Source organism: Gilliamella sp. wkB292 (assembly GCF_001690235.1).
Lineage (GTDB): Bacteria > Pseudomonadota > Gammaproteobacteria > Enterobacterales > Orbaceae > Gilliamella > Gilliamella apicola_F.
The window spans coordinates 74,718-100,464 of the sequence record NZ_LZGO01000077.1 but is presented as its reverse complement, the minus strand read 5'-3'; the positions used below and the strand labels follow the sequence as shown (position 1 = coordinate 100,464).

General features: G+C 34.7%; 25 protein-coding genes. 3 read left to right on the top strand and 22 right to left on the bottom strand.

What is annotated here, in order from left to right:
* Positions 1 to 34: 34 nt before the first annotated feature.
* The 5 genes from A9G09_RS10540 to A9G09_RS10515 all read right to left on the bottom strand — a co-directional run bounded on the left by A9G09_RS10540 (position 35) and on the right by A9G09_RS10515 (position 4,570).
* The gene (locus tag A9G09_RS10540; protein ID WP_065634789.1) at positions 35 to 541 is read right to left on the bottom strand and encodes an STY0301 family protein; all 507 of its coding nucleotides are present in this window, start codon (positions 539 to 541) and stop codon (positions 35 to 37) included.
* A gap of 320 nt (positions 542 to 861) precedes the next feature.
* Positions 862 to 1,065 (bottom strand): heavy-metal-associated domain-containing protein, encoded by a 204-nt coding sequence (locus A9G09_RS10535; protein ID WP_065634788.1) that lies wholly within the window; start codon positions 1,063 to 1,065, stop codon positions 862 to 864.
* 791 nt (positions 1,066 to 1,856) lie between these two features.
* Positions 1,857 to 3,218, bottom strand: a complete 1,362-nt coding sequence (mnmE, locus tag A9G09_RS10525; protein ID WP_065634810.1) for a tRNA uridine-5-carboxymethylaminomethyl(34) synthesis GTPase MnmE — start codon at positions 3,216 to 3,218, stop codon at positions 1,857 to 1,859.
* A gap of 174 nt (positions 3,219 to 3,392) precedes the next feature.
* A complete protein-coding gene (locus A9G09_RS10520; protein WP_065634786.1) occupies positions 3,393 to 3,995 on the bottom strand; it encodes a YdcF family protein in 603 nt (200 codons plus the stop codon).
* 5 nt (positions 3,996 to 4,000) lie between these two features.
* Positions 4,001 to 4,570 carry a DNA-3-methyladenine glycosylase I gene (locus A9G09_RS10515; protein WP_065634809.1) on the bottom strand — a complete coding sequence of 190 codons (570 nt, stop codon included), beginning with the start codon at positions 4,568 to 4,570 and terminating at the stop codon, positions 4,001 to 4,003.
* 240 nt (positions 4,571 to 4,810) lie between these two features.
* On the opposite strand from A9G09_RS10515, the gene A9G09_RS10510 reads away from it, so the two are divergent.
* On the top strand, positions 4,811 to 6,160 hold the full coding sequence (locus A9G09_RS10510; protein ID WP_141671571.1) for an MFS transporter: 1,350 nt from the start codon (positions 4,811 to 4,813) through the stop codon (positions 6,158 to 6,160).
* Positions 6,161 to 6,233: 73 nt separating this feature from the next.
* On the opposite strand, the gene gorA is transcribed toward A9G09_RS10510, so the two are convergent.
* The 11 genes from gorA to ribE form a co-directional block, all read right to left on the bottom strand.
* Positions 6,234 to 7,586, bottom strand: coding sequence for a glutathione-disulfide reductase (gene gorA / locus A9G09_RS10505; protein WP_065634785.1), 1,353 nt, complete (start codon positions 7,584 to 7,586; stop codon positions 6,234 to 6,236).
* A gap of 553 nt (positions 7,587 to 8,139) precedes the next feature.
* Entirely contained in the window at positions 8,140 to 9,564 is a 1,425-nt protein-coding gene (gene hldE, locus A9G09_RS10500; RefSeq protein ID WP_065634784.1) for a bifunctional D-glycero-beta-D-manno-heptose-7-phosphate kinase/D-glycero-beta-D-manno-heptose 1-phosphate adenylyltransferase HldE, read from the bottom strand.
* Between the two features lie 47 nt (positions 9,565 to 9,611).
* The gene (tatC, locus tag A9G09_RS10495; protein WP_065634783.1) at positions 9,612 to 10,382 is read right to left on the bottom strand and encodes a twin-arginine translocase subunit TatC; all 771 of its coding nucleotides are present in this window, start codon (positions 10,380 to 10,382) and stop codon (positions 9,612 to 9,614) included.
* Entirely contained in the window at positions 10,379 to 10,720 is a 342-nt protein-coding gene (gene tatB / locus A9G09_RS10490) for a Sec-independent protein translocase protein TatB (protein ID WP_065634782.1), read from the bottom strand. The genes tatC and tatB overlap by 4 nt, the downstream gene beginning before the upstream one ends.
* Before the next feature lie 3 nt (positions 10,721 to 10,723).
* On the bottom strand, positions 10,724 to 10,942 hold the full coding sequence (gene tatA, locus A9G09_RS10485; protein ID WP_218056904.1) for a twin-arginine translocase TatA/TatE family subunit: 219 nt from the start codon (positions 10,940 to 10,942) through the stop codon (positions 10,724 to 10,726).
* A 66-nt stretch (positions 10,943 to 11,008) separates the two neighbouring features.
* Complete coding sequence (ubiB, locus tag A9G09_RS10480) at positions 11,009 to 12,550, bottom strand: ubiquinone biosynthesis regulatory protein kinase UbiB (RefSeq protein WP_065634780.1); 1,542 nt, start codon at positions 12,548 to 12,550, stop codon at positions 11,009 to 11,011.
* Positions 12,551 to 12,570: 20 nt separating this feature from the next.
* Positions 12,571 to 13,347: a bifunctional demethylmenaquinone methyltransferase/2-methoxy-6-polyprenyl-1,4-benzoquinol methylase UbiE gene (gene ubiE / locus A9G09_RS10475; RefSeq protein ID WP_065634779.1), complete on the bottom strand. Its 777-nt coding sequence runs from the start codon at positions 13,345 to 13,347 to the stop codon at positions 12,571 to 12,573.
* Positions 13,348 to 13,409: 62 nt separating this feature from the next.
* Positions 13,410 to 14,345, bottom strand: coding sequence for a multifunctional transcriptional regulator/nicotinamide-nucleotide adenylyltransferase/ribosylnicotinamide kinase NadR (gene nadR / locus A9G09_RS10470; RefSeq protein WP_065634778.1), 936 nt, complete (start codon positions 14,343 to 14,345; stop codon positions 13,410 to 13,412).
* 149 nt (positions 14,346 to 14,494) lie between these two features.
* Positions 14,495 to 15,556 carry a TrmH family RNA methyltransferase gene (locus A9G09_RS10465; RefSeq protein ID WP_065634777.1) on the bottom strand — a complete coding sequence of 354 codons (1,062 nt, stop codon included), beginning with the start codon at positions 15,554 to 15,556 and terminating at the stop codon, positions 14,495 to 14,497.
* 20 nt (positions 15,557 to 15,576) lie between these two features.
* Positions 15,577 to 15,996, bottom strand: coding sequence for a transcription antitermination factor NusB (nusB, locus tag A9G09_RS10460; RefSeq protein WP_065634776.1), 420 nt, complete (start codon positions 15,994 to 15,996; stop codon positions 15,577 to 15,579).
* A gap of 4 nt (positions 15,997 to 16,000) precedes the next feature.
* Positions 16,001 to 16,471, bottom strand: coding sequence for a 6,7-dimethyl-8-ribityllumazine synthase (gene ribE / locus A9G09_RS10455; protein WP_065634775.1), 471 nt, complete (start codon positions 16,469 to 16,471; stop codon positions 16,001 to 16,003).
* Between the two features lie 369 nt (positions 16,472 to 16,840).
* On the opposite strand from ribE, the gene lpcA reads away from it, so the two are divergent.
* Positions 16,841 to 17,416: a D-sedoheptulose 7-phosphate isomerase gene (gene lpcA / locus A9G09_RS10450; RefSeq protein ID WP_065634774.1), complete on the top strand. Its 576-nt coding sequence runs from the start codon at positions 16,841 to 16,843 to the stop codon at positions 17,414 to 17,416.
* Position 17,417: 1 nt separating this feature from the next.
* A complete protein-coding gene (locus tag A9G09_RS10445) occupies positions 17,418 to 18,197 on the top strand; it encodes a class II glutamine amidotransferase (protein ID WP_065634773.1) in 780 nt (259 codons plus the stop codon).
* Here A9G09_RS10445 and mdtH read toward each other — a convergent pair.
* The 6 genes from mdtH to pncB all read right to left on the bottom strand — a co-directional run bounded on the left by mdtH (position 18,175) and on the right by pncB (position 25,663).
* Positions 18,175 to 19,386 carry a multidrug efflux MFS transporter MdtH gene (gene mdtH, locus A9G09_RS10440; protein WP_065634772.1) on the bottom strand — a complete coding sequence of 404 codons (1,212 nt, stop codon included), beginning with the start codon at positions 19,384 to 19,386 and terminating at the stop codon, positions 18,175 to 18,177. The two genes, A9G09_RS10445 and mdtH, sit on opposite strands and share 23 nt — an antisense overlap.
* Positions 19,387 to 19,845, bottom strand: a complete 459-nt coding sequence (locus tag A9G09_RS10435; RefSeq protein ID WP_065634807.1) for a methylglyoxal synthase — start codon at positions 19,843 to 19,845, stop codon at positions 19,387 to 19,389.
* A 133-nt stretch (positions 19,846 to 19,978) separates the two neighbouring features.
* Entirely contained in the window at positions 19,979 to 21,124 is a 1,146-nt protein-coding gene (locus tag A9G09_RS10430) for a porin (protein ID WP_065634771.1), read from the bottom strand.
* 309 nt (positions 21,125 to 21,433) lie between these two features.
* Positions 21,434 to 22,606 carry a TonB-dependent receptor gene (locus A9G09_RS10425; RefSeq protein WP_065634770.1) on the bottom strand — a complete coding sequence of 391 codons (1,173 nt, stop codon included), beginning with the start codon at positions 22,604 to 22,606 and terminating at the stop codon, positions 21,434 to 21,436.
* A 292-nt stretch (positions 22,607 to 22,898) separates the two neighbouring features.
* Positions 22,899 to 24,299: an asparagine--tRNA ligase gene (asnS, locus tag A9G09_RS10420; RefSeq protein ID WP_065634806.1), complete on the bottom strand. Its 1,401-nt coding sequence runs from the start codon at positions 24,297 to 24,299 to the stop codon at positions 22,899 to 22,901.
* A 170-nt stretch (positions 24,300 to 24,469) separates the two neighbouring features.
* Complete coding sequence (pncB, locus tag A9G09_RS10415; RefSeq protein ID WP_065634769.1) at positions 24,470 to 25,663, bottom strand: nicotinate phosphoribosyltransferase; 1,194 nt, start codon at positions 25,661 to 25,663, stop codon at positions 24,470 to 24,472.
* Between the last annotated feature and the right edge of the window lie 84 nt (positions 25,664 to 25,747).

The following is a 25,747-nucleotide window of genomic DNA, read 5'->3' as shown; positions in this document are numbered from 1 at the left end:
GTGGGATTGCCAAGCTTTGCAATCCCACATAGGATTATTTAACATCTTCGGGTTTATTTGTACTGCAATAAAGTGTATTTTCATGAGATACGTTATTGCCGTATTTATCCTGAGAATAAAAAATCCAACAGCTTTTCATCGATGAGTCAATTTTTTGCACCAATTTAACCCTACTTCCAGAGTAGTCACAACGAACATAAAAGTTCTCATTAGGTTTAAATTGTTCAACCGCCCAGATAAACTGATATTTTTTAACGCCATTCTTTTTACTTAGCAAACGTTGATGGGGTCTTTGTATCATCGACGGATCGTCTAGATAAACATTGATACCCCAAAAGTCCTGTGAAAGGATAGTCTTATCGATATCAGAAGCATCACCATATTTGCTCTTACCAATCAGGTCCCAACCTTCTGGCATGTTTACCATTTTTTCTCGAACATCGATCGATTTTGGACAATCAATTTGGTAAGCATTGACGGTAAAAACCATTGCAAACCCAACAATGATTGTAACGATCGCATTTAACGTTTTTCCTTGCATATTGTTCATCCTTTTACTTTTTGTAGGTTAATAACTTATTGAAATATTAAACATTTCCTGTAATTATGGCAAAAATATCGACTTAGTCAAGTAGATTTAATCACTGATCACTGCACGTAGCATTATCATGATTTTCGGTTGCCTTTTATTGAGATTGCTTTAAGTGAAATCCATTGCAACCATGAATAGTCAACAAGGATATAGTGGAAAACAAAAAAGAAACTTTAGCTAAAGTCCCCTTTAAATTTAGCATAATATTTTGCCACCCTTTACACAGCAAAATCACCCGATATGTATCTGCTTATTAAACAAATTAAAAATTAATATGAAATGCCCACAAATTCATAACCAGCTTCATTGACAGCTGCAATTGCCAATTCTTGTGAAATGCTACCACCCTCAATATCAACTTCATGTTTGGTTAAATCAACCGTCACCTTAGCTTTGGGATCGATATCATTAATCGCCTTAGTAATTGCTTTAACACAATGCTGACAACTCATATTATCGACTATTAATTTCATGATAGACCTCTCTAATCAATCTGATAAAATCTATTATTAAATAAAAATTCATTTAACATCATTTAAACGTTACACAAAGAACCATTCTTTTAAATAATTGTTTTCGGTTGTACCTATATAGCATTATATATAACTAATTTTTAATAAATTCAAGCTGAGTTTTATTAATAACTTTGTATAGCTAAAGAAGGCAATATTTTTTATGATTTAATGTAACTTTGCAAAGGAAAGAACATAATCAATATTTTGCTCTAGAGTCATAGTTTTACCACGAATACAATGAGAGTAACGTTCATTCCCAAATTTTTTACTTTTGGTCTATTTGTTGTTTTACCTTCAGTATATAGATAACCAAAATTAGGTTTTATTACATCAAAATTGATAATACTAAAATGATACCAACTATCATAATCCCCTACAAGCATAACCCTTGCCCTTGGTTCATTAGCACTTGGCTCTACATATTGGATAACTTTTTTATAGTCCATAAGGCTACAACCAGTTAATTAAGTTAGTATAATTAAAAGAAAAATTTGACTAAATAGTTTTTCATAAATCATCCAACTTATACAGTAATCGCATTACACGCATACTAGATTATTTCTATTCTATATAAAGTTATTATAATTACGTTTCTTCTAGTTAGAATCTAATGTTAATACAACAAACTATCCTTGTTATATTGATAATATTCACCTCTTTTGAGCATTAAATCTTATATTTCAAATACAGCTCAGTTTAATTTATACAGTGAAAATTATGGCAATAATTAGAATAATTATCGATTTATGTTATTTTCCAATACAAAACGAACTAAATATCCGTCCAAGTAAATCATCCGAAGTAAATTGACCCGTTATTTCACTTAAGGCTTCTTGTGCTAACCTTAATTCTTCAGCTAATAGTTCACCTGCATGAAATGTCGTTAGTTGGTACTTACCGTTATTTAAATGTTCAGCGGCTTTTTCTAGTGCCTGTAAATGGCGACGACGGGCTAAAAATCCACTTTCTGTGCTACTGGTATAGCCCATGGCTTGTTTAAGATGTTCACGTAATAGTTCAATACCCTCACCTGTCCGTGCAGAAAGTTGAATCAGTGAGTAGCCATTTACTTCACTAAGACCAAGTTGTTCACCCGTAAGATCAGCTTTATTACGGATAACTGTCATCGGTATATTCTTAGGTAAACGTTCAATAAACTCAGGCCATAATTTTTCTGGGTTGGTTTCGGTTGTCGTAGTACTATCAACCATAAATAGTACGCGATCAGCTTGGTTTATTTCTTGCCAAGCCCGTTCAATACCAATACGTTCGACTTCGTCACTGGCTTCACGTAACCCTGCTGTGTCAATAATATGCAATGGCATGCCATCAATATGGATATGTTCACGTAATACATCACGGGTAGTGCCGGCGATATCAGTAACAATAGCCGCATCGCGCCCTGCTAATGCATTAAGTAAGCTCGATTTACCGGCATTGGGACGCCCTGCTATGACGACTTTCATGCCATCACGTAATAACGAACCTTGCTTCGCCTCTTGTCTGACTTCATTTAAGCGAATAATCACTTCATTAAGCTGAGTTTCAATTTTGCCATCAGATAAAAAGTCAATTTCTTCTTCAGGAAAATCGATGGCAGCTTCAGTAAAAATCCTTAAATGAATTAACGATTCAACCAATGCATTAACTTTTTGTGAAAATACCCCTTGTAATGATGAAATTGCCGATTTTGCAGCTTGCTCAGAACTGGCATCAATCAAATCGGCTATCGCTTCCGCTTGTGCCAGATCCAATTTATCATTCATAAAAGCACGTTCGGAAAATTCACCAGGTCTTGCTATACGCACGTCAGCAATTTCTAAAATACGTTTCAACAGTAGATCTAAAATAACGGGTCCACCGTGGCCTTGAAGTTCAAGTACATCTTCACCAGTAAATGAATGTGGATTGGGGAAGAATAAAGCAATGCCTTCATCTAACGTTGTCCCGTCAGAAGCTAAAAAAGGTAGATAGTGCGCATATCGTGGCTTAGGTAAAATGCCTAAAACTGCTTTGGCAACCTCTTGAGCTTTAGGGCCAGAAATACGTAATATGCCAACACCACCACGACCAGGTGGTGTTGCTTGTGCAACAATTGTATCTGATTTCATATTTGTATTTTTTCTAAAAAAATTAAAAAGCAATGTGTTCATCATACCATGTACACATTGCAAATACAGTATTTGTCGAGTGTTTACCGTTAACAAACTAGCAAACTCATTGTTTGGTAATCAACAAATTATTGATAAATTAATTAGTTCGGGAGTATGCAGCATTACCATTTTTTATGGTTGTGACTGTCTTGGATCGTTGGGATGATCGAAGAGCCATGAATTAAGTAATGCCAGTGGTTCTCGCACAAACGCCACATATTTATCAACATTATCAAAACTCAAAGCAGCAGATAACCCCGACACATCCTCAATTCCTGAACGTTTTGCTAACATAATTGAACGCAGTATATGAAAATCATTTGTAACAACGACAGTTTTGCCTGGTGGTAAAATCTTCATCACATTAACAAACTGTTCGGCGGTACGCATGGATTTATCTTCAATGTAGATTCTTGGTAAATCGATCCCTTTACTAATTAAGTAATGTGCCATAACACTTGCTTCGGTCGCTGATTCATCTTTACCCTGACCACCACACACCACAACTTTGGTTTCAGGATTTTCGTTTAAGTAAGTAATAGCGACATCTAAACGTGCCTGTAGAGTCGGTGGTGCCTCCGCAGGATTACCGACCACTTGTGAGCCTAATATTATCAAATTGTCAGCATGACTTGCTGGTTTTTGCTGTGCATAGTAAAAAATAACAATATTGCAAATAATAAAATAAGCAACAACGATAATTACACAGTATTTTAAAAGTTTTAAGATACCCATTTAAATTAATACCCTCTTTTATGACAATTTTGAAAATGATCGTTCACTAATCCCATTGACTGCATAAAAGCATAGCAGATCGTCGAACCAACAAATGAAAAACCTCGTTTTTTAAGAGCTTTAGACATTTTATCCGATATATCAGTAGTAATAGGGACTTCACTTTTATCTTTAAAATGATTAATGATTGGTTTGCCACCCACAAATGACCAAATAAATTGTGAAAAATCTTCACCGTTATTTTGCATTGCAAGATAAGCTTTGGCATTTTTTATAATACTATTAAGTTTTAATTTATTTCGAATTAATCCCTTATTGGTAAGTAATTTATCGATATCTTGCGCTGTTAGTTGAATAATCTTTTTAGGATCAAAATTAAAAAAACAGCGACGATATTCATCACGTTTTTTTAGTACGGTAATCCAAGATAAGCCTGCTTGCTGACCTTCCAAACAAATTTTTTCAAATAATTTAAGACTATCGTATTGTGCAATACCCCACTCATTATCATGATAGTCAATATACAACGGATCATTTGAAACCCAACTACAACGTGTTATTTCATTATTTTTCATTAAGTTATTACCTAATAAATGAATTTTTTTAATATTCATTTAAAAAAACATTATACATAATTTAGCTATAGTAAATTATAAATCAAATAGTCGGTTTTATAACATCCATTAAATTTTTTTATGATAAAAAAAAACACATTTTTTTGTGGCAAAATGAGCGCTTTATATTTAGTTTTAATCAAAAATAAGTATGTTTCTTTATTATCTATCTTAATTTAACAATAATTATAAGGTCTTTTCATGAGTCAATCTGAAATCAATGCGCAGTGGCAACCTAATGCCCGGCCATTAAACAGTAAAGATTTAAAAACATTAGTCTTATCCTCTTTAGGAGGAACGTTAGAATTTTATGACTTTGTTATCTACGCGCTATATATTGATACCATTGTCAAACCGCTATTTTTACCTCACACTTTATCGCCATTGACTTTAGATCTTTTTGCGTGGGGTATCTTCGCTGCTGGTTATTTGGTAAGGCCAGTTGGAGGCATTATTATGGCTCACTTTGGCGATAAAGTAGGACGTAAAAAAATGTTCACTTTAAGTGTGGCAATGATGGCGTTACCGACATTTATCATTGGTGTTTTACCTACTTATGAAATGATAGGTATTTTTGCACCATTATTGCTATTAGTGATGCGTATGCTGCAAGGCGCAGCTATTGGTGGTGAAATGCCAGGTGCATGGGTGTTTATTGCCGAACATGTGCCAAAACAGCGCTATGGTTTAGGTGTCGGCACATTAACATCAGGCATTACTGGTGGAATTATGCTTGGCTTTATTGTAACAATTATTATTGATCTTTATTTTACCAAAGAAAATATTTTAGATTATGCTTGGCGTATTCCATTTATTATTGGTGGTATTTTTGGTGTGATCTCAGTTTATTTACGTCGATTCCTATCAGAAACACCAATTTTTAAAGAATTAGCTGCCCGTAAGGCTATCGAAAAAAATATTCCTGTGGTTACAGTACTACAAAAACATAAAACTGCATGTATTATTGTAGCTTTATTAACTTGGTCATTATCCACTGCAATCATGGTCGGTATTTTAATTACACCTGGTCGTATTGTTGGAGGAATGTATCACTTTGCCAATCTTGATTGGCGTATCGGTGGTTGTATTGCGGCATTAACTTTAACCATAGGCTGTGTCATTTCTGGTTGGTTAGATGATAAATTAGGCACTACAAAAACGGTAGTTATTACGTGGGGTGGTCTTGCTATTGCAAGCATCTATTTTTATAGTTCATTAACTCCAGATATGTCATTAACTAAACTGTATTGGAATTGGGCAATATTTGGTCTGTTTATTGGTTCTATTGCCATGACGCCAATTATTGGTACCAGAACATTTCCACCAGCTATTCGCTATTCAGGCTTATCATTTTCTTATAATTTAGCGTATGCACTATTTAGTGCTTTTACACCTACATTAACCATTTATTTATTAAGTCCTGACCATTTATTAGGTAAATATAGCTATTTAGGTGCGGGAATTTACATCTCATTTGTTGCGCTAATTGCTGTTGCTGTTGGTTTTTATCCTCTGGCTAAAAACGGCTGGCAAAACGAAGCGGATCATTAATCATTTTAGTAAAAAAAGCAGATCAAATAGATCTGCTTTTTCATTAAGTTGTCACTTTAGAATTTGAATATTATCATCGCATTGTTACAAATTCTTCAGCCGCTGTTGGATGAATAGCGACAGTATTATCAAAATCTTTTTTGGTTGCACCCATTTTAAGCGCCACAGCAAAACCTTGCAGCATTTCGTCCATACCATAACCCATGCCATGGATTCCGACAATTTTTTCGTCTTTACCAACACACACTAACTTCATTCGACATGGTTGACGATGCGTTGTGACCGCAGTATACATTGCAGTAAAAGTTGAGGTGTATACTTTTACATTTTGCTCACCAAATTGTGCAATTGCTTCAGGTTCAGTTAAACCAACCGTACCGATTGCTGGATGAGTAAATACAACTGTTGGAATGTTAGTATAGTCTAAATGCTCATCCACTTTATTATTAAATAATCGTTCAGATAAGCGTCGTCCAGCTGCCACGGCAACAGGTGTTAGAGCGATAGCACCTGTATCATCACCAACAGAATAAATACCAGGAACATTGGTATTTTGATATTTATCGACCACAACAAAGCCATTATCATTAGTTTTTACCCCTGCTGCGGATAAGTTTAGATCGTTGGTTGCTGGTTCTCGGCCAATTGCCCAAATCACACAATCAACAGTATAACTTTCGCCATTTTCTAACGTTAATATTAATGAATTATCACTATTTTTAGTAACAGACTGAGGAATAGCAAAAGTATGCAAAGTTTGGCCTTCTGTCTTAATAACCTCCATTAATGTCTCAACAATAAGTGGATCAAAAGAACGTAATGGTGTCGCTTTACGAATAAATTGATGAGTTTGTGCGCCTAATGAATGTAATACACTGGCAATTTCACAAGCTATATAACCCGCTCCAACAACTGCAACACGCTTTGGTAATGCTTTCAATGCAAAAAAACCATCAGAAGTAATACCATACTGCGCACCAGGAATGTTAGGTATAGTTGGTTTACCACCAACTGCAATTAAAATATGATCCGCGCTATAACATTCACCATTTACTTCAACGGTATGTGAATCAATAAATTTAGCATATCCTTGAATCACATCTACCTTATTTTTACGTAGCACGTTATCATAAGATTGATGAATACGATCAATATAAGCACTTCTACTCTCAATTAATTTATCCCAATTAAATTGATTTATCGTTGTATCAAATCCATAATCTGGACCATAATGTTTTATTGCTTCGGCAATTTGCGCACCATACCACATCACCTTTTTAGGTACACAACCAACATTTACACAGGTACCACCTAATAATTTTGCTTCAATAATTGCACATTTTTTTCCGTATGACGCCGCTCTGTTAACTGACGCAATACCACCACTACCACCACCGATGGCAATATAATCATAATGTTTCGTCATTCAATATCCTTAATACTCGTTGTCTTCATTTAACTATAGCTTTGCACAAACGAGATAATAAAAAAAGTATTAAATTTAAAATTTAATGATAGTTATTAACGATTAATTACGCGACCAAGATTTGTATTTCCTAGTAACTTCAAAAGTAAAAAAGGATAATTTAAATAATTAAATTAATACTATTATGTAATAACAATGTCTATTGATCTGATTTTTAATCAAAAAATTCAATGGGGATTACAGAGATATTAACCAAATATAGCTATTTTATTGATATTAACTGCTGCGATATTAGGTGGTTAAGCTAACACTCAATAGTAATAGCTAAACTTAATTCTAACAATGATAATTTTACTTGTTATCCAAAATGTTTAGTGGTCGCACTAACCATATACATTATTACACATCATATAATGATTCTAGTTAGCACAAACTTATTAGTAGCAGTTGAAACGATTAACGCTGGTGTTATATTAATTAAAGCGTAAAAAAAATTTTTACAGCTAATAAGACTACCTGCTTAACTCAAGTAGTCTTATTAATAAAATGATATTTAACGACTTTTAATCTTGTTAATAATATTTGTCGTTGAACAACCATCTTCAAAATTAAGTACTTTGACAATGCCGCCAGCATCAATCACCTCTTTACCCCCAGCAATATCCTCTGGTTTATAGTCACCGCCTTTAACTAATACATCAGGTAATATATTAGCGATCAGTCGTTGCGGTGTTTGTTCGTCAAATGGTACCACCCAATCAACTGAATCAAGCGCACCTAAGACAATCATACGTTGCATAAGTGGGTTAATCGGTCTTGATTCACCTTTTAATTGTTTTACCGATGCATCGCTATTAACCGCTACAATCAAGCGATCTCCCAATTTTCGAGCATTGGCTAGATAGGAAACATGACCGGCATGTAAAATATCAAAACAGCCATTAGTCATGACAATTTTTTCACCGCGTTGTCTCGCTTTTTTAACTTCTTCTTTTAGTTCATCCTCAGTCATAACACCAAAACCATTATCTTTTCGAGCGCGAATAGCATTTTCCAGCTCGACTTGTGATACTGTAGAGGTACCTAATTTACCGACTACTACCCCCGCAGCCGCATTGGCTAAATAACAGCTATCTTCGAGCGATTGACCTGATGCTAAAGCCGCTGCTAATGTGGCTATCACAGTATCGCCAGCACCAGTGACATCAAAAACTTCTTTAGCTTGGGTCGGTAAATGATAAGTTGGTTTGTCTAACTGTAATAGTGTCATGCCTTTTTCACTACGCGTAACAAGTAGTGCTTTTAGTTGATATTTTTTGATAAGTGCAAGCCCTTTTTCGACAATTTCTTGCTCACTATCACAGTGCCCTACCACTGCTTCAAATTCTGACATATTTGGCGTCAGTAACGTTGCGCCGCGGTAACGCTCAAAGTCAGTTCCTTTAGGATCAACCAAAATAGGAACATTAGCCTGATTAGCAAGATCAATCATCTTTTGTACTGATGATAAAGCACCTTTTGCATAATCAGATAAAACTAATACTTTATGTGTAGTTAATGCAGTTTGTATACGCTCTAAAATTGGGCTAGCATCAACTTTATCAAATCCTTCTTCAAAATCGATTCGAATCAATTGTTGATTTCGCGAAAGTACTCTTAGTTTAGTTATGGTTGGATGAGTAGAAACAGCAACAAAATCACAATGAACATGATGTTTGCTTAATTCTTCATCTAAAATTTTAGCGGCTTCATCAATACCTGTTAAGCCAATTAAACGAACATTACCACTTAATGAAGTAATATTCATTGCTACATTGGCAGCGCCACCTGGCCGCTCTTCTAATGCATCAATTTTAACCACAGGTACAGGCGCTTCAGGCGATATACGATTGGTTCCACCATACCAATAGCGATCTAACATGATATCACCAACAACTAATACATTGGCTTGACTAAAATCAGGTAATGAAGTTTTCATTATCAATAATTATCCTTTACTTATCATTTATATTTTTATATAACGACTTATTCAGTTTTATTTGATTCACTATCATCTTCATCGTCTTTGATATCTGTGGTTCTTGGGCGATAAAACCTCGCAAAAAAAGTACCAATTTCAAACAATAAACAGATAGGAATCGCTAAAAGAATTTGTGAAAATACATCAGGTGGGGTCACAAACATAGCGACAGCAAATACACCAACAATAATATATGGGCGTTTTTTTCTTAAATTTTTGGGTGTGGTAACACCTGTCCAACAGAGCAATATAATGGCTACAGGCACTTCAAAAGCAAAACCAAATACAATAAAAAGTGTCATGACAAAATCAAGATACTTCGTAATATCGGTATTAATCGCAACATCAACTGGTGCAGTGTGAATAAAAAAGTAAAATGCTAATGGAAACACCACAAAATAAGCAAAAGCGATCCCCATATAAAAAAGTACAGTACTTGATACTATCAGTGGCATAACCAAACGTTTTTCATGCTGATAGAGGGCAGGAGCAATAAATCCCCAAATTTGGTAAAGTACATAAGGAATCGAAATAAAAATAGCGACTATAGCGGTGAGTTTAATTGGGGTAAAAAAAGGAGCCGCGATATCGGTCGCAATCATACTGCTGCCTTGCGGTAATTGGCTAATTAAAGGATTTGCTACAATATGATAAATATCATTTGAGAAATAGAGTAAACAAATTAATACCAGTAAAATACAGATAATACAGCGTAAAAGTCGAGTCCGAAGCTCGATAAGATGTCCAATTAACGGTTGTGTAGCGTCTTCTGTCATGATTTATCTTTATCAGAATGAGTTGGAGTATCAATGTGAGCGGCTGAATCAATTTCTTTTTGTAATGATTCGGTAACGCGTTTTAAATCGTCAATTGACGCTTGAATCTCGGGAGTGAGCGTTTTTAAGCCACTTTGTTCAGCTTTTTTTAAACTATTTTGTAACTCTTGTAATTTAAGTTCTTTATTTAACTCTAATTGTACAGTCGCTGACATGCGACGAAGTACTTTGATCCAGCCAGCAACGGTTTTAATTGCCACAGGCAAGCGCTCGGGACCTAATACAACCAGCCCAAGAATCATCACTAATAGTAATTGCCCAAAGCTAATATCAAACACAGGCTACTCTTTTTTATTAGTATTATTATCGGAAGAATCAAGATTTCCAACTTGTTGTGAATCATTACGATCTTGTTTGTCATCATCGTCATTCATCGCTTTTTTAAAGCCTTTGATAGACGCACCAAGATCCGATCCTAATGAACGTAATTTTTTAGTTCCAAATAATAATACAACAACAGCAATCAATATTAATAGTTGGGGTAAACTTGGCATCATGATAACTTTCTCCAACAAGCTTAGGTAAACAAATTATACACTTAATTTATAAGATTTTAAAATAACATGCTAATGAATGATCAGCGCCATTATACATAATAGACTGATAACAACCGTGAATCCCAAGAGATAAGATTCGCGCTTTTTACTCTGTTTTATCTCTTGCTGGATTTGTGTTAATTGTTGACTCAACTGCTTTGTCATGCGCCCATTATCATTTAGTCTAACAGGTAATTCAGGCAAAATTGTGCGCCACTGCGGTAATGCTGTCCAAAATTGTTGTAATATTTTTTTAGCGCTATACTTATCTTCATACCATTTTTCTAAAAATGGTTTAGCAGTTTGCCATAAATCAAGTTCGGGATAGAGCTGACGTCCTAATCCTTCTATGTAAAATAACGTTTTTTCAAGTAAAGTTAATTGAGGTTGTATATCCATATTAAATTGACGGGCAACTTGAAATAATTGTAGTAAAATTTGTGAAAAAGATATCGCTGACAATGGTTTAGCAAAAGCAGGCTCGCAAACATTGCGCATTGCCATTTCAAGAGCAGTTGCGTCAGTTGTTTCAGGCACCCAACCCGAAGCGATATAAGTTTCAGCGATTTTGCGATAATCCCGATTAAAAAAAGCAAGAAAGTTTTCAGCAAGATAACGTTGATCATCTTCACTTAACACACCGACAATAGCACAATCAATGCCGATGTATCTTGGATTTTGTACATCAGTAATATCAACAAAGATATTACCGGGATGCATATCTGCATGAAAAAAATTATCACGAAACACTTGGGTAAAAAAAGCTTGAACACCACGTTCAGCCAGTAATTTCATATTAACTTTTTGATGCTTGAGTTGTTCAATATCGGCTATTGGAACACCTCTAATTCGCTCTTCAACTAATATGTTTTTTCGACATAGATCTTGGTAGACATACGGTATATACAAAATATCACTATTGATGAAATTATCACGTAATCTAGCTGTATTGTAAGCTTCTTGCTGTAAGTCTAGCTCTTTTAATAAGGTACTTTCGTAATCGCGTACAATCTCTAAAGCACGTAATTTTTCGCCCGATTTAACGCGTTTAGTCAACTGATTAGCGGCCCAATACATTAGGTCAATATCGGAGCGAATGACCGGTAAAATATTTGGACGTAATACTTTTATTATTATCTCAGCTTGGCTGCGCTTTAATATCGCTGTATGCACTTGAGCAATGGATGCGGATGCTAGCGGTTTTTCATCAAAATTAGAAAAATAGTAATCTAGGGGTTGTTCTAATGCACTTTCAATTAGTTGTTTAGCAATTTTACCATCAAAAGGGTCGACTTGATCTTGTAATTTAGCCAGCGCATCTGCAATATGTATCGGCAAAACATCACGCCTAGTTGAAATCATCTGTCCAAATTTAATCCAAACTGGACCTAACTCTTGCAAAGCTTGACGTAGTCTTTCCCCTATTTCTTGGTGTTTTGCTTTGGGGCGGATCCAAAATAAACACTTTGACAAAAATTTAGGCCATCTTACTGAATGGTGTTTTGGCAATAATTCATCTAATCGATATGCACGAAATACTGCCAATATTTTATAAAGTCGAAAAAATGTCATAATCGTTGTCGCATGTCGCCTTAAAATTTAAAACCAGTATGCAAAGCCACAATACCGCCTGTCATATTGTGATATTTAACATCAACAAAACCGGCATCTTCCATCATTTTCTTTAATGTTTTTTGGTCGGGATGCATACGAATAGATTCAGCTAGATAACGATAACTATCGGCATCGTTCGCCACAACTTTACCCATTAATGGCAGCATCGTGAAAGAATACAAATCGTAAGCTTTATTTAGAATTTTGTATTGAGGTTTAGAAAACTCAAGAATAAGTAAACGACCACCTGGTTTTAATACCCGCCACATCGAACACAATGCTTTTTGTTTATCAGTAACATTACGCAGTCCAAACGATATGGTAATACAATCAAAATAGTTATCAGCAAAAGGCAGTTCTTCTGCATTCGCTTGTACATACTCTATATTTTTAAATAAGCCTTTGTCGCGTAACTTGTCTCGACCAACTTTTAGCATGGATTCATTAATATCAGCCAACACTACTAGCCCATCATCCCCCACTAGTTGAGAAAACTTAGCTGTTAGATCACCTGTTCCACCCGCTAAATCCAATACTTTTTGGCCCTTACGTACGCTACTATATTCAATGGTAACCTTCTTCCAGATACGATGAATACCAAATGACATAAGATCATTCATTACATCGTACTTATCAGCAACGGAATGAAATACTTCTGCAACTCGTTTGACTTTTTCTTGCTTTAGAACTTGTGTATAACCAAAATCAATTTTTTCTTGTTCTTTATTATCTTGTTTATCAGGGGATTGAGACATAAAAATTTACCTATCACATCGAGTTAGCTTATTTTAGCATAAGCCACTGTAAATGTGATGAACTAAATCAACAATGACTCAACCATTTTAGAAATAGCTTCAAAATTTTGTAACATCGTATTAGACGAATTAAGATCTTGTTGATGAATAACTAAATCGAAATGATAGCTCTGTTTCAATCCGTTTAAAACCTCATGTTCTTTTTGAAAGATTTGCGTATAGTATTGAGATAGTGTTTCGAAATCGATTGAAGTAAAAAGCACCTTATTACTCGTTTCAATCGCTTTTGATAACCGCTCCACATGTAACATTGCAATACGGATATAATCAGTTTCACTCAAATAACGCTGATTATAAGGGGTTGATATTTCACGTTCAATGTAATTAATATAACCATTTGTTACATATTGTGTGTTATAGATATTAGCTAATTGTAAAGAGAGCTCATTGAATTTTCCCTGTCCAATAATTGCTATTTTTTTGACAAAAAAAGGTTTAGCAGCTTTGGCAATAAAAGACCAATTTTGATATGGATTTTCACGAATTTGAGTCGCACTAATGTTAATAAAATCGCGATTAGCATCGACTAACACGACTGGACAATGAAAATATAATTCATGATTTTTAATGTCTTGCGGTTCACTGGTAAAAACCACAGTAGGTTCTATTTTATACTCAGTTAAAATCTGTTTTACCCGATCACTCCAATCTTGCCAACCATTTGGATAATATTCAATGTCAGATTCATCTAAAATATGTACATGAATATTATGGCGATCTTTAAACGTTTCTTGTAACCACGAAAAACGGTCACACACTTGCGGTTGTTTAGGTAGGCGACTGCTTGCAAAAAGTTGTTTATCACGATTTGCCTCACAGCCTAACATGATATGGAGTTCATCAACTTGTGTCATCGCTTTTTCAATTAGATAGATATGACCACAATGTAAAGGGTAAAATTTACCGAAAATCAAACCAACTTTATGTTTAGATACCATGACTATTACCAACGCATTGAAATCCTGCTAACAATGTACAGAAAATATTAACATTGTCTAATGAATTGATGCTATTTTAATGTTTTTGTAGCATTTTTGTTACTTTGACTATTCAACATAGTAAATAGTCAACAATAACATAAAATATTTTAATATTGCATTGAGGATAAAGTAATACCTGTTGCAACAGAGATATTAAGTGAAGGCATGTTATCATTCCCCTTCAAATGAACAACCACATCAGCACATTGTACTAATTTTATATTTATTTGTTGGAATATGACTAATACCGTTTTTTTATGAAACTCAACTTTTGCTAATTCTGTTGAGGCAATTGATTTTACCTGACAAGGTAATAAAACAATAATCTGATAACCATGCTGTTTGAATTGATCAAGTGAAACAATAAAATCATCGCTTTTTATTGATTCAACCGCTTCAATTCCCCCTTCTGCCACCCGCATAGCTGCGCCACTATCAAGTAAATTAGTTTGTCGTAGCATAACAGCATTTACTTTATAAAATGCAGCGCTACGAATTAATCCCCCCAAATTATGAGGATTATTTACATCATCAATCGCTAAAATACAATCTTGCTGTTTATCATGATATTTGTCTAAATAGTCAAACATAGTGATAGCAACACGTTTTTTAACAATCAAACAAACACCACCATGATGCGAAGTTTGAGTTATTTTGGCAATTTGCTCATTTGAAACAATATCGTAGCCTAAACGTTGTTTAACTAACCAATTAATTAAATCCCTAAATTGATAAGTCATTTCTTGCGTAATGAACAATTTTACAATTGCCGCGCGGCGGTGCTTAAAGACCGATTTACAACTGTTTTCACTATAAACTAAAGTTTCTTCTTTACGTTGACGATAGCCATCATAACCAAATGTAGGGCTTTGATCATTATCCCGTACTTTTTTGCGCCAAGGGGATTCATTTTCATCTTGTAAATCGTACGCAGATTTATTTACTTCAACAATAATACTTTGTTTGACAAAGTTCGTTTTAGGTTTGAACGTTTCAATTCGATCATTATTACGCTTATCTCTTCCTTTAGCGTTAAACTGAAAAGAATTATCTTTGCGCTTATCTTTATGCCCACTAATTTTTTCTTTATTGGTTCGAGAATGCTTTTTAGGCTCATTAGTTGTAGCGTAAAAAATAGCTGGTTTATTTTTTTCAGTATTATCGTTCATAGTTATCTCAAAATAATTGGTTATCGTGTACGAATGGTTGGCGCAATTTTATCTAAAACACCGTTGACAAATTTATGGCTATCTTCTGCTCCGAAAGTTTTAGTTAAATCGATAGCTTCATTAATAACAACCTTATAAGGCACATCGTGACGTTTCATTAATTCATAGAGTGCAATTCTCAATACGGCTAACTCAACTTGACCAAGCTCATCTACTGTTCTTTCTGTAAGATAAGGTGCCATTTTTTCATCTAACTCTGTAGTGTTTTTAGCAACACCATGAAGTAACTCTCGAAAATATTTCGTATCAACACCTTTCATATCTTGTTCAGTCATAAAACTTGTCTCAACATCAGCAAGATCATTTCTAGATATTTGCCAAGAGTAAATTGCTTGAACGGCGCATTCTCTTGCTCGACGACGAGGATTAACTAATGCCACTAAATTACTCCTTAATTGTTTTGATAACGTTAAGCATTTCTAGTGCAGTTAATGCAGCTTCAGCACCTTTATTACCTGCTTTAGTACCAGCACGTTCAACCGCTTGTTCTATGCTTTCAGTCGTTAAAATGCCAAAACCGACTGGAATTGAAAATTCTAAACTAGCACTTAATAGGCCAGAGCTTGACTCGCCTGCAACAAAATCAAAATGTGCAGTGCTTCCTCTAATTACTGTCCCCAAAGCCACAATAGCATCATATTTTTTAGATTGTGCAGCAACTTTTGCAGTAAGCGGAATTTCATAAGCGCCTGGTACCCAAATAACCGTAATATTTTTTTCATCAACTTGACCAATACGCGTTAACGCATCAACAGCACCGTTTACTAAACTTTCATTAATAAAATGATTAAAACGTGCCACAATTATAGCTACTTTAGCTTTTGGTGCAGCAACTTTACCTTTAACTGTTTGCATAGTGATTCCTTATCGTTCGATTATAAATGCAATTTCACTTTGATTAATTGTAGGTGAAAATATTTGCTGATTATATCATGATTTGAAGGCTTATCCTATCAGCAAATAACGCTACAACCTCGTTTTGATTAACAATTTATTGGAAAATAAATACAAAGATTTTATTTATTAGAACTTAAATAGTTTGAGTAATATAAAAAAATTTTAATTAAACAATTTTGTTAATTTTTTATGATTGATATCTACGCTAATAAATCAAATTTACTTCAACTTTTTTCACTATCTATCATTTTATTTTTATTACCCCTTGCAAGCAGTTTTGAACGCACTACAATGGTAGTAAGATTTTTCATTTATGAGGTAATTTAGATGTATATTGATGCTATTCGTGATGAACTCAACCAAGCACTAAATGTATTGGTAAATTTTGTTTCGGATGACGGCAATCTTCACAAAATCCAACAAGCAGCTGTGCTTATAGCTAACGCATTTAAACAAGGTGGTAAAGTTTTATCATGTGGCAATGGTGGTTCCCATTGTGATGCTATGCATTTTGCTGAAGAGTTAACCGGTCGTTACCGTGATAATCGTCCAGCTTATCCTGCAATAGCTATATCAGATGTTAGTCATATATCTTGTGTAGGCAATGATTTCGGATTTGATTCTATATTTTCACGTTATGTTGAAGGTGTTGGACAAAAAGGCGATGTATTATTAGGTATTTCAACTTCAGGGAATTCAGCTAATGTATTAAAAGCAATAGACGCAGCTAAACAAAAAGGGATGAAAATCATTACCTTAACCGGTAAAGACGGCGGTAAAATGAATGGACTGGCTGATGTCGATATTCGTGTACCACATTTTGGTTATGCTGACCGTGTACAAGAAATCCATATCAAAGTTATTCATATTTTAATTATGTTAATTGAAAAAGAGATGGCTTAAAATGTGTGAATTATTGGGTATGAGCGCAAACGTGCCAACTGATATTTGTTTTAGCTTCACGAGTTTGATTAAACGTGGCGGAGATAAAGGACCACATAAAGACGGTTGGGGTATTACCTTTTATGAAGGTAAAGGCTGCCGAACGTTTAAAGATCCTGAGCCTTGTAGCTATTCACCTATCGCTAAGATGGTACAGCAATACCCAATTAAATCTAAGGCTGTTATCGCCCATATTCGTCAAGCAAATCGTGGGGGGGTAGCGCTTGAAAACACGCACCCCTTTACCCGAGAATTGTGGGGTAAAAATTGGACTTTTGCCCACAATGGGCAATTAACTGATTACGAAAAGCTGGATATGGGAATTTTTCAACCTGTTGGATTAACCGACAGTGAATATGCTTTTTGTTACTTAATTAATCAGTTACATAAAAAATATCCAAAACAACCCACTGATGATATTGAGCTTTTTACTTATATCCAACAATGTGCACTTGAACTTAATCAACTTGGCATATTTAATATGCTACTTTCTAATGGACAATATGTTTTTGCTTATTGTTCAACTAATTTACATTGGATTACGCGCAAAGCACCTTTTGGCAAAGCAAAGTTAATTGATGAAGATGTTGAAATCGATTTTCAAAAGCATACTACACCAAATGATATTGTTACTATTATTTCAACTATGCCGTTAACTTCAAATGAAACTTGGCATAAATTAAACACTGGTGAAGCAATTTTATTTAAATATGGTGAGATTAATCAATTTTTTTCATCTTGACTAAATTAAAAGGTGGTTCATCTTTAAATAGATATTGTAAATAACCTAACGTTAATAATCCAATTAACGTTAAAATAATCCACGGCAAATGCGGAAAACCCATCTTGATTGCAATTTCATAAAGCCATCCAGCACCGGTATAACCAATAAATCCGCCTAAAGCAAGCCCTAATCGACTAAATCCCATATAACTACCTTTGGCTTTTGGATTAGTTAACACCGTTGCTAAAGTTTCTCTAGCCGGCTCTGCAATAATTGCACCAAGGTAAAAAAGCGCTATGAGAGATAGCAAAATAGATAATTGGGATGTAAATCCAATTATTATAAAGGCAACCGACATCAAAAGTAATCCAAACTTAAGGCGTTGATCTAATCTAAAATGTTTTTCACTAAAACGGGCAAGAGGATAAAGCAGAATTAGTGAAATAGTTGCTTCAATCACGTACATCCATTTCACATAGCTTGAACTTCCTGAAATATTGGTAATAGTTAGCGGTAGCATCAACATGACTTGTACCCCAAGCACATAATAACCCGTTAGTGTTAAGACATAACGTGTAAATTTTTTATCTTTAAGCACCATTTTCATACCATTGACAATGGGAGCTTTACCAATAGCAATATGATAAGCAGGCAAAAAGAAAAGGTTGAAAAGACCACATAAGAAAAAAATAAATGCGCCACACCAACAAACTAAATGAAAATCATAATCAATCAAAATACCACCAATAAGTGCACCAATCACTGCACCGGCATTATCTTGTATCATTAACAGCGAAATAAACTTACCGCGCTCATGTGGGCGGGTAAACTTGATGGTCAGTCCCATACGTGGTGGATCAAACAGTAATCCACCTAAAGCAGAAAGTAAGCAAGATAGTAATAAAAGCCAAGGTTGACTAGCAATAGCCATTGATATAAACCCGACGCAACGTAAAAACATTCCACAAACAATCATCGGTTTAGCACCAAAGCGATCAGCAATAGCACCACCAATAATACCAAATCCTTGTTGTACAAATTGTCTGAATCCTAAAGCAAAACCGACAAACAAAGCACTCCAACCAACTTGACTAACAAAGTGTGTCGAAACCAATGGAAAAACAACATAAAATCCTAGAACAATAAATAAATTATCTAGTAGTAATATTTGTTTACCGGTTTTACGAATTTGCGACGGTATTGGCACTTATTTTACTCTTTCAGCTAAATATCTTTGGTAATCAGGAATTTCAATTTCAACTTCTTGGGTAAAAATGGCTGATTGAATCAGTGCATTAGCTGTTGCTTCATTTGTCGCAACAGGTATATTCCAAACTGTTGATAAACGCAATAATGCTTTAACATCGGGGTCATGCGGTACTGCATTAAGTGGATCCCAAAAAAAGATGAGTATATCAATTTTACCTTCGGCAATTAATGCACCAATTTGTTGATCGCCACCCATTGGACCACTTAACATTGGAGTAATATTTAACCCTATCTCTTTTTTAATTAAATTCCCTGTCGTGCCGGTACCACATAGATTATGATGTGCAAGTTCTGCTCGGTTTTTTCTGCACCAATTTAATAAAGTACTTTTTAAGTGATCATGAGCAACTAAAGCAATATTTTTTTTAGCAGCCAATTTACGCGTTGTGTAAAGCATCATTATTGTCCCTATCGATGATTATTCGATAGTTTTTAACAGAGTATGTATTAAAGTGCAAGCGTTATTTGCTTAGATTTAAGACAATAAAAAAGGCACCTAAGTGCCTTTTAAAAACCTAATTTACGGGTAATTAGAATTGGTAAATTAAACCTAATGCTACAGTATCTTTAGTCGTTGCTTTAATTTGTGATCGACTAAATGAGCTATCATCATATAAAGCACGGCGAGCACCGATGTCATCTTTATCTAACAAGTTGATTTTATAATCAAGGATAGCTTGTAAATTTTTGTTGAAGTCATAAGTCAAACCAACATCAACATACTTAATTAAGTCATTACCTTTAAGTCCTGCATCGCCACTTCTTGAAAAGCTTGAAGCGTCTTGTACACGATGTTGAATATAAGCAACAGATGGGGTTAAGCGACCAATATCAAAGTCGATACCATATTGTGCGACAACTTCGTAACCTTTAGTTTTTAAATCATCGGCACTATGGGTAGCTGAAGCATTATCCCAACCATATTTTTGTTTGCCTTGAATATATAATGCGGCTAAATATAGGTTGTTATTATCATATTTCACACCCGCTGACCACGCTTTTGCATCTTTATGACCACCAGTTTGCGCATAACCTGCACCAATAGATAGGCCTGTATCTAATACATCCCAATCAACTACTGAACCCCAAGCTTCAGCACTGTCGTGACCATCACGATCATGTTTATTAAAATAGCTTGTTGAGCTATTATCGCCATTATCGGCATATTGAACAGCAAAACGTAAACCGTTTACTAAACCAAAGAAATCACTATTACGATAAGTTGCAACCGCTTTAGTACGAGCACTTAATGCATAAAGATCATTATCCGATGCATCACCACCAAACTCAGGTAATACGTCAGTATAAGAAGTTAACGTTTTTAACACACCATCATTACGACCATAGTCAAATGAACCTAGATCACCAAAGTTCATACCTGCATAAGCATAACGCGTTTCGTTTTCAGCGTTTGAACCAGTTTTTGCCTCGTATTCCCAGCGACCATAACCGGTAATGTTCTCAGTAACTTGAGTTTGACCTGACATACCTAAACGTGCAGTGGTTTTATCACCTTCACCAGTTTGATTATCACGGTCGGTGATATAATTTAGCGCATAAACACGCCCATAAAAATCAACTTTATTACCGTCTTTATTCCATACTTCGATAGAAGCACTCGCCGTACCTGCTACTAATAATGCAGGAATAGCAATAGCTAATAGATTACGTTTCATTTTTTTACCCTCGTAGGTATTTTTATATTACTAAATAAGGCAAAATACTTTGCTTTTGACCCATAAATTACTACTAATCCAGAGTAATTATACGTTTTATGCAATATTAATATTAACCAACAATGACCAATAAATAATGCACGTAGTATATTTAACAATGTTTATTTAATAAATTCTAAAAATTTACGATAATTTTAATACTTACTATAAAATTTTTTAAGCATAAAATGTGTTTTGATATGAAATAAATTTCAATAATTATGAAAAAAGGCACCTAAGTGCCTTTTTATAAGATATTAAGAATATAAATTAGAATTGGTAAATTAAACCAACACCTAACACATCTTTAGTACCTGGTTTGTTTGCATGACGATCACGTTGTACTTTAGTGTTTTCCTCAGCACCAATATCTTTGCGATCAAGTAAGTTGAATTTATATTCAACAATCGCACTAAAGTTTTTATTTAAATCGTAAGTTGCGCCTACAGAAACATATTTAGCAAGAGGTGAGTTTTTTGAACCGTAACGAACATCATAATCTTCTTCATCATGGAATGAATCTACTTTACCCTTATGTTGTACATAAGCTAAAGAAGGTGTTAAACGACCCACTTCTAAATCAAAGCCATACTGAGCAACTAACTCGATACCTTTAATTTTTATATTGCTTACACCTGATCCTTCTTCTACACCTTGATCATCAAAAACTGAGATGGTACGATTTTTTAATTTACTTTGGAAATAGTTAGCAGCTAAATATAAATTGTAGTTATCATATTTTAGACCAGCAGTCCAAGTATTATGACGATGATCACTTGAAGTAGATTGCGCATAACCGGCACCAGCAGTTAAACCAGTATCAAAGATACGCCATTGAGCGTTTACACCATAAGCTTCTCTTGATACTGATACATCGTTATCTAAATCACTTTTAAAACGATCTAATGTATTAGAATTATCACCATTATCAGCATATTGTAATGCAAAACTTACATCATCAGTTAAACCAAAGAAATTATTGTTACGGTAGGTTGCAACTGCTTTAGTTCTAGCTGAAAGTACATTCCACTCATTATTTGCAGCATCACCACCAAATTGTGGTAATACGTCAGTATAAGCTGTAATTGCTTTTAACACACCATCATTACGACCATAATCAAATGAACCAAAATCACCAAAGTTCAAACCAGCAAATGCATAACGTACTTCATTATGAGAATCTTTACCCGCTTTCGCTTCATATTCCCAACGACCATATCCAGTTACGCTGTCAGTAATTTGAGTTTGACCAGACATACCTAGACGAGCAGAAGTGTCATCACCTTCACCAACTTGTCCACGATCAGTGATATTGTTAGCTGCTTTTACACGACCATAAAAGTCAACTTTATTACCATCTTTATTCCATACTTCGATAGATGCATTTGCGCCAGCTGCAACTAAAAGTGCAGGAATAGCGATTGCTAATAGATTACGTTTCATTTTTTACCCTCACGGTTATTTTAATATTGACACTATCCATTAAGTCATGTGTCATTTGTACAAAAATCATTCATCCAAAAACAATAGTACTTCTATTATTTTTATCTACTTTTTACAGTACCGTAAATTATGTATAAATTTTTCTTAAAATCAAGAGAACTTTTTAGTAAATAAGATGTCTAACCTTAAAATCACACCTGTTTGATTATTTTTTAATCATTATTTCAATAAAATCTATACAAATCGTTTTTTTAATAAACCTAGTAAGCGAATGGTTTACAATTTAATCATATTAAAAATTTGCATTGCGTGGTGTTCTTGGAAAAGGAATAACATCACGCACATTTTGTACACCAGTAACATATACAATTAAGCGCTCAAAACCGAGACCAAATCCTGAGTGAGGCACAGTACCATAGCGGCGCAAATCACGATACCACCAATAATCTTCTTTTTTAAGTCCCATTTCATCCATACGTTTATCTAACATATCTAAGCGTTCTTCACGTTGTGAGCCACCAATAATTTCACCAATACCCGGTGCTAATACGTCCATAGCAGCAACGGTCTTACCATCATCATTCATACGCATATAAAATGCTTTGATATCTTTTGGATAATTTTTAACTACCACGGGTGCTTTGAAGTGTTGTTCAGCTAAATAGCGTTCATGCTCAGAAGCTAAATCAATTCCCCAGCTTACTGGATTTTCGAATTTAGCATCACAATTTTGTAAAATAGTAATGGCATCAGTATAATCAACTTGTGCAAAATCTGCGTTAATAAAGCTTTCTAAACGATTAATTGCATCTTTATCGATATGCTGGGCAAAAAATTGCATATCATCAGCACGTTTTTCAAGCACGGTTTTGAAAACATACTTCAACATATCTTCGGCAAGTTTGGCGTTATCATCAAGATCTGCAAAAGCGACTTCTGGCTCCATCATCCAAAACTCAGCTAAATGACGGGTTGTATTTGAATTTTCTGCTCTAAAAGTAGGGCCAAAAGTGTAAACTTTAGATAATGCACAAGCATAAGTTTCAGCGTTGAGCTGCCCTGAAACCGTTAAGAAAGCCTCTTTACCAAAAAAATCTTTATCAAAATCAATATTACCTTTGTCAGTTTTGGGCAGATTTAACAGATCCAGTGTCGAAACTCGAAACATTTCGCCCGCACCCTCAGTATCTGATGCGGTAATGATTGGTGTAGAAAGCCAAAAAAAGCCTCGTTCATCAAAAAACTGATGGATTGCTTGAGCAAGTGTATGACGAACGCGCGTAATTGCTCCAACAATATTGGTTCTAGCTCTTAAGTGAGCAACTTCACGTAAATACTCAATTGAGTGACGTTTAGCCGCCATAGGATAAGTTTCTGGATCATCAACAAAACCATAAATTTCAACTTGTGTTGCTTGCAATTCATATTGCTGACCTTGTCCTGGAGATTCAACAACAGTACCTGTGACTTTGACTGAGCAACCCGCAGTTAAACGCAAAATATCTTGTTCGTAATTCGGTAGATCTTTTTCAATTACCGCTTGGATTGGGTCAAAACATGAACCATCATACACAGCTAGGAACGAAATACCAGCTTTTGAATCACGTCGGGTCCTGACCCAACCTTGAACCGAAATAGTGCTTCCAACAGCTATCTTGCCTTGTAACACATCAACAATAGGTGCAACTGAAATCATTTTAATTATCCATCTCTATAGTAGTTTATCAAATAATATTTAAGTATCTCAGGATGATTTACCTTGAAATTACAATCATCGTGTAATCAAGCAATATTAAGCAAATATCATCCATAATACTCATGTTGATTTTGTCATATTAATAATATTTAAAGCATCAATTATTATTAATGTTTGACACTAAATGTACGCTTTAACTCATCAATAAAAGCTAAATCTTGCGATATCGTTTTACCTGGACTATCAGATAACTTAGCAACCGATTGGTTATTACATTCGGTTAATTTTAAGACAATATTTAACGCTTTAGTATTTACATCGTCTGATGGAATATCACACGCTAAAAAACCGCCTACACCAAACGATAGTTGTACTCGATGATTAAAGTGTTTATAAATATTGAGCGCTTTATCAAAATTTAAACTATCAGAAAAGACTAATAGTTTAGTTTTAGGATCAATACCTAGTGCTTGATAATGGCTGATCGCTTTTTCGCCCCATTCGATGGGATCGCCAGAATCATGACGAAGTCCTTGATAATGAGAGGCAAAATAATAATCAAAATCCCGTAAAAAGGCATCCATTGTAATGCAATCGGTTAACGCAACACCTAAATCTTTTGGGTATTCGTCTAACCACACTTGCAAAGCTGTTTTTTGGCAATCTTGTAAGTTTGAACTTAAGCGTTGATGAGCTTGAAACCATTCATGAGCCTGAGTGCCGACCGGTGTTAATCCTAAACGATAAGCCAATAAATAATTACTAGTACTATGAAAATTATCAAAGTGTGATTTTAGATAACTCACAACAGCTTCTTGTACAGCAAAGGAATAACGCCTACGAGTACCAAAATCCATTAAATTAAAACCGGACATATCAATATTAGCTGTTTGATCTGCAAACTTTGCCAATTTTTGCTTGAGTCGGTTTAATGCTTCCGGTACTCCAATATTTGGTGAGCGATCTTTATGTACTATTTCACTAATTACAGCTAATAACGGCACTTCCCACAAAATAACATCTAACCATTTTCCTTCAATGCGAATGACTAACACCCCATCTTCATTATTTATCGTCAATAAATGGCTATCAAAGCGCCAATTTCTAAGCCAATTTAAATAATCAGTTTTAAAAAAAGAGATGCCCGACAAATAAGTAAACTCATCATCAGAAAGTGCTAGCGATTCCATTAATTTAACTTGATGCCTAATTTCATCAACATATTTTCCTAGTAAATCATCACTTCGACAACGGAACTCGGCAACAACAGTAACATTAGGGTAACGATGAAAAACGGCTTGCTGCATATGCAACTTATAAGCATCAGTATCTAAAATTGATGTAATTATAGCTGGTAACATGTGAACTTATTGTTAATACTCTAAATGAAATTCTCAAGATTATAGCAGAATAATAATGAAGATATAGCTTAATTATCTAAGTCA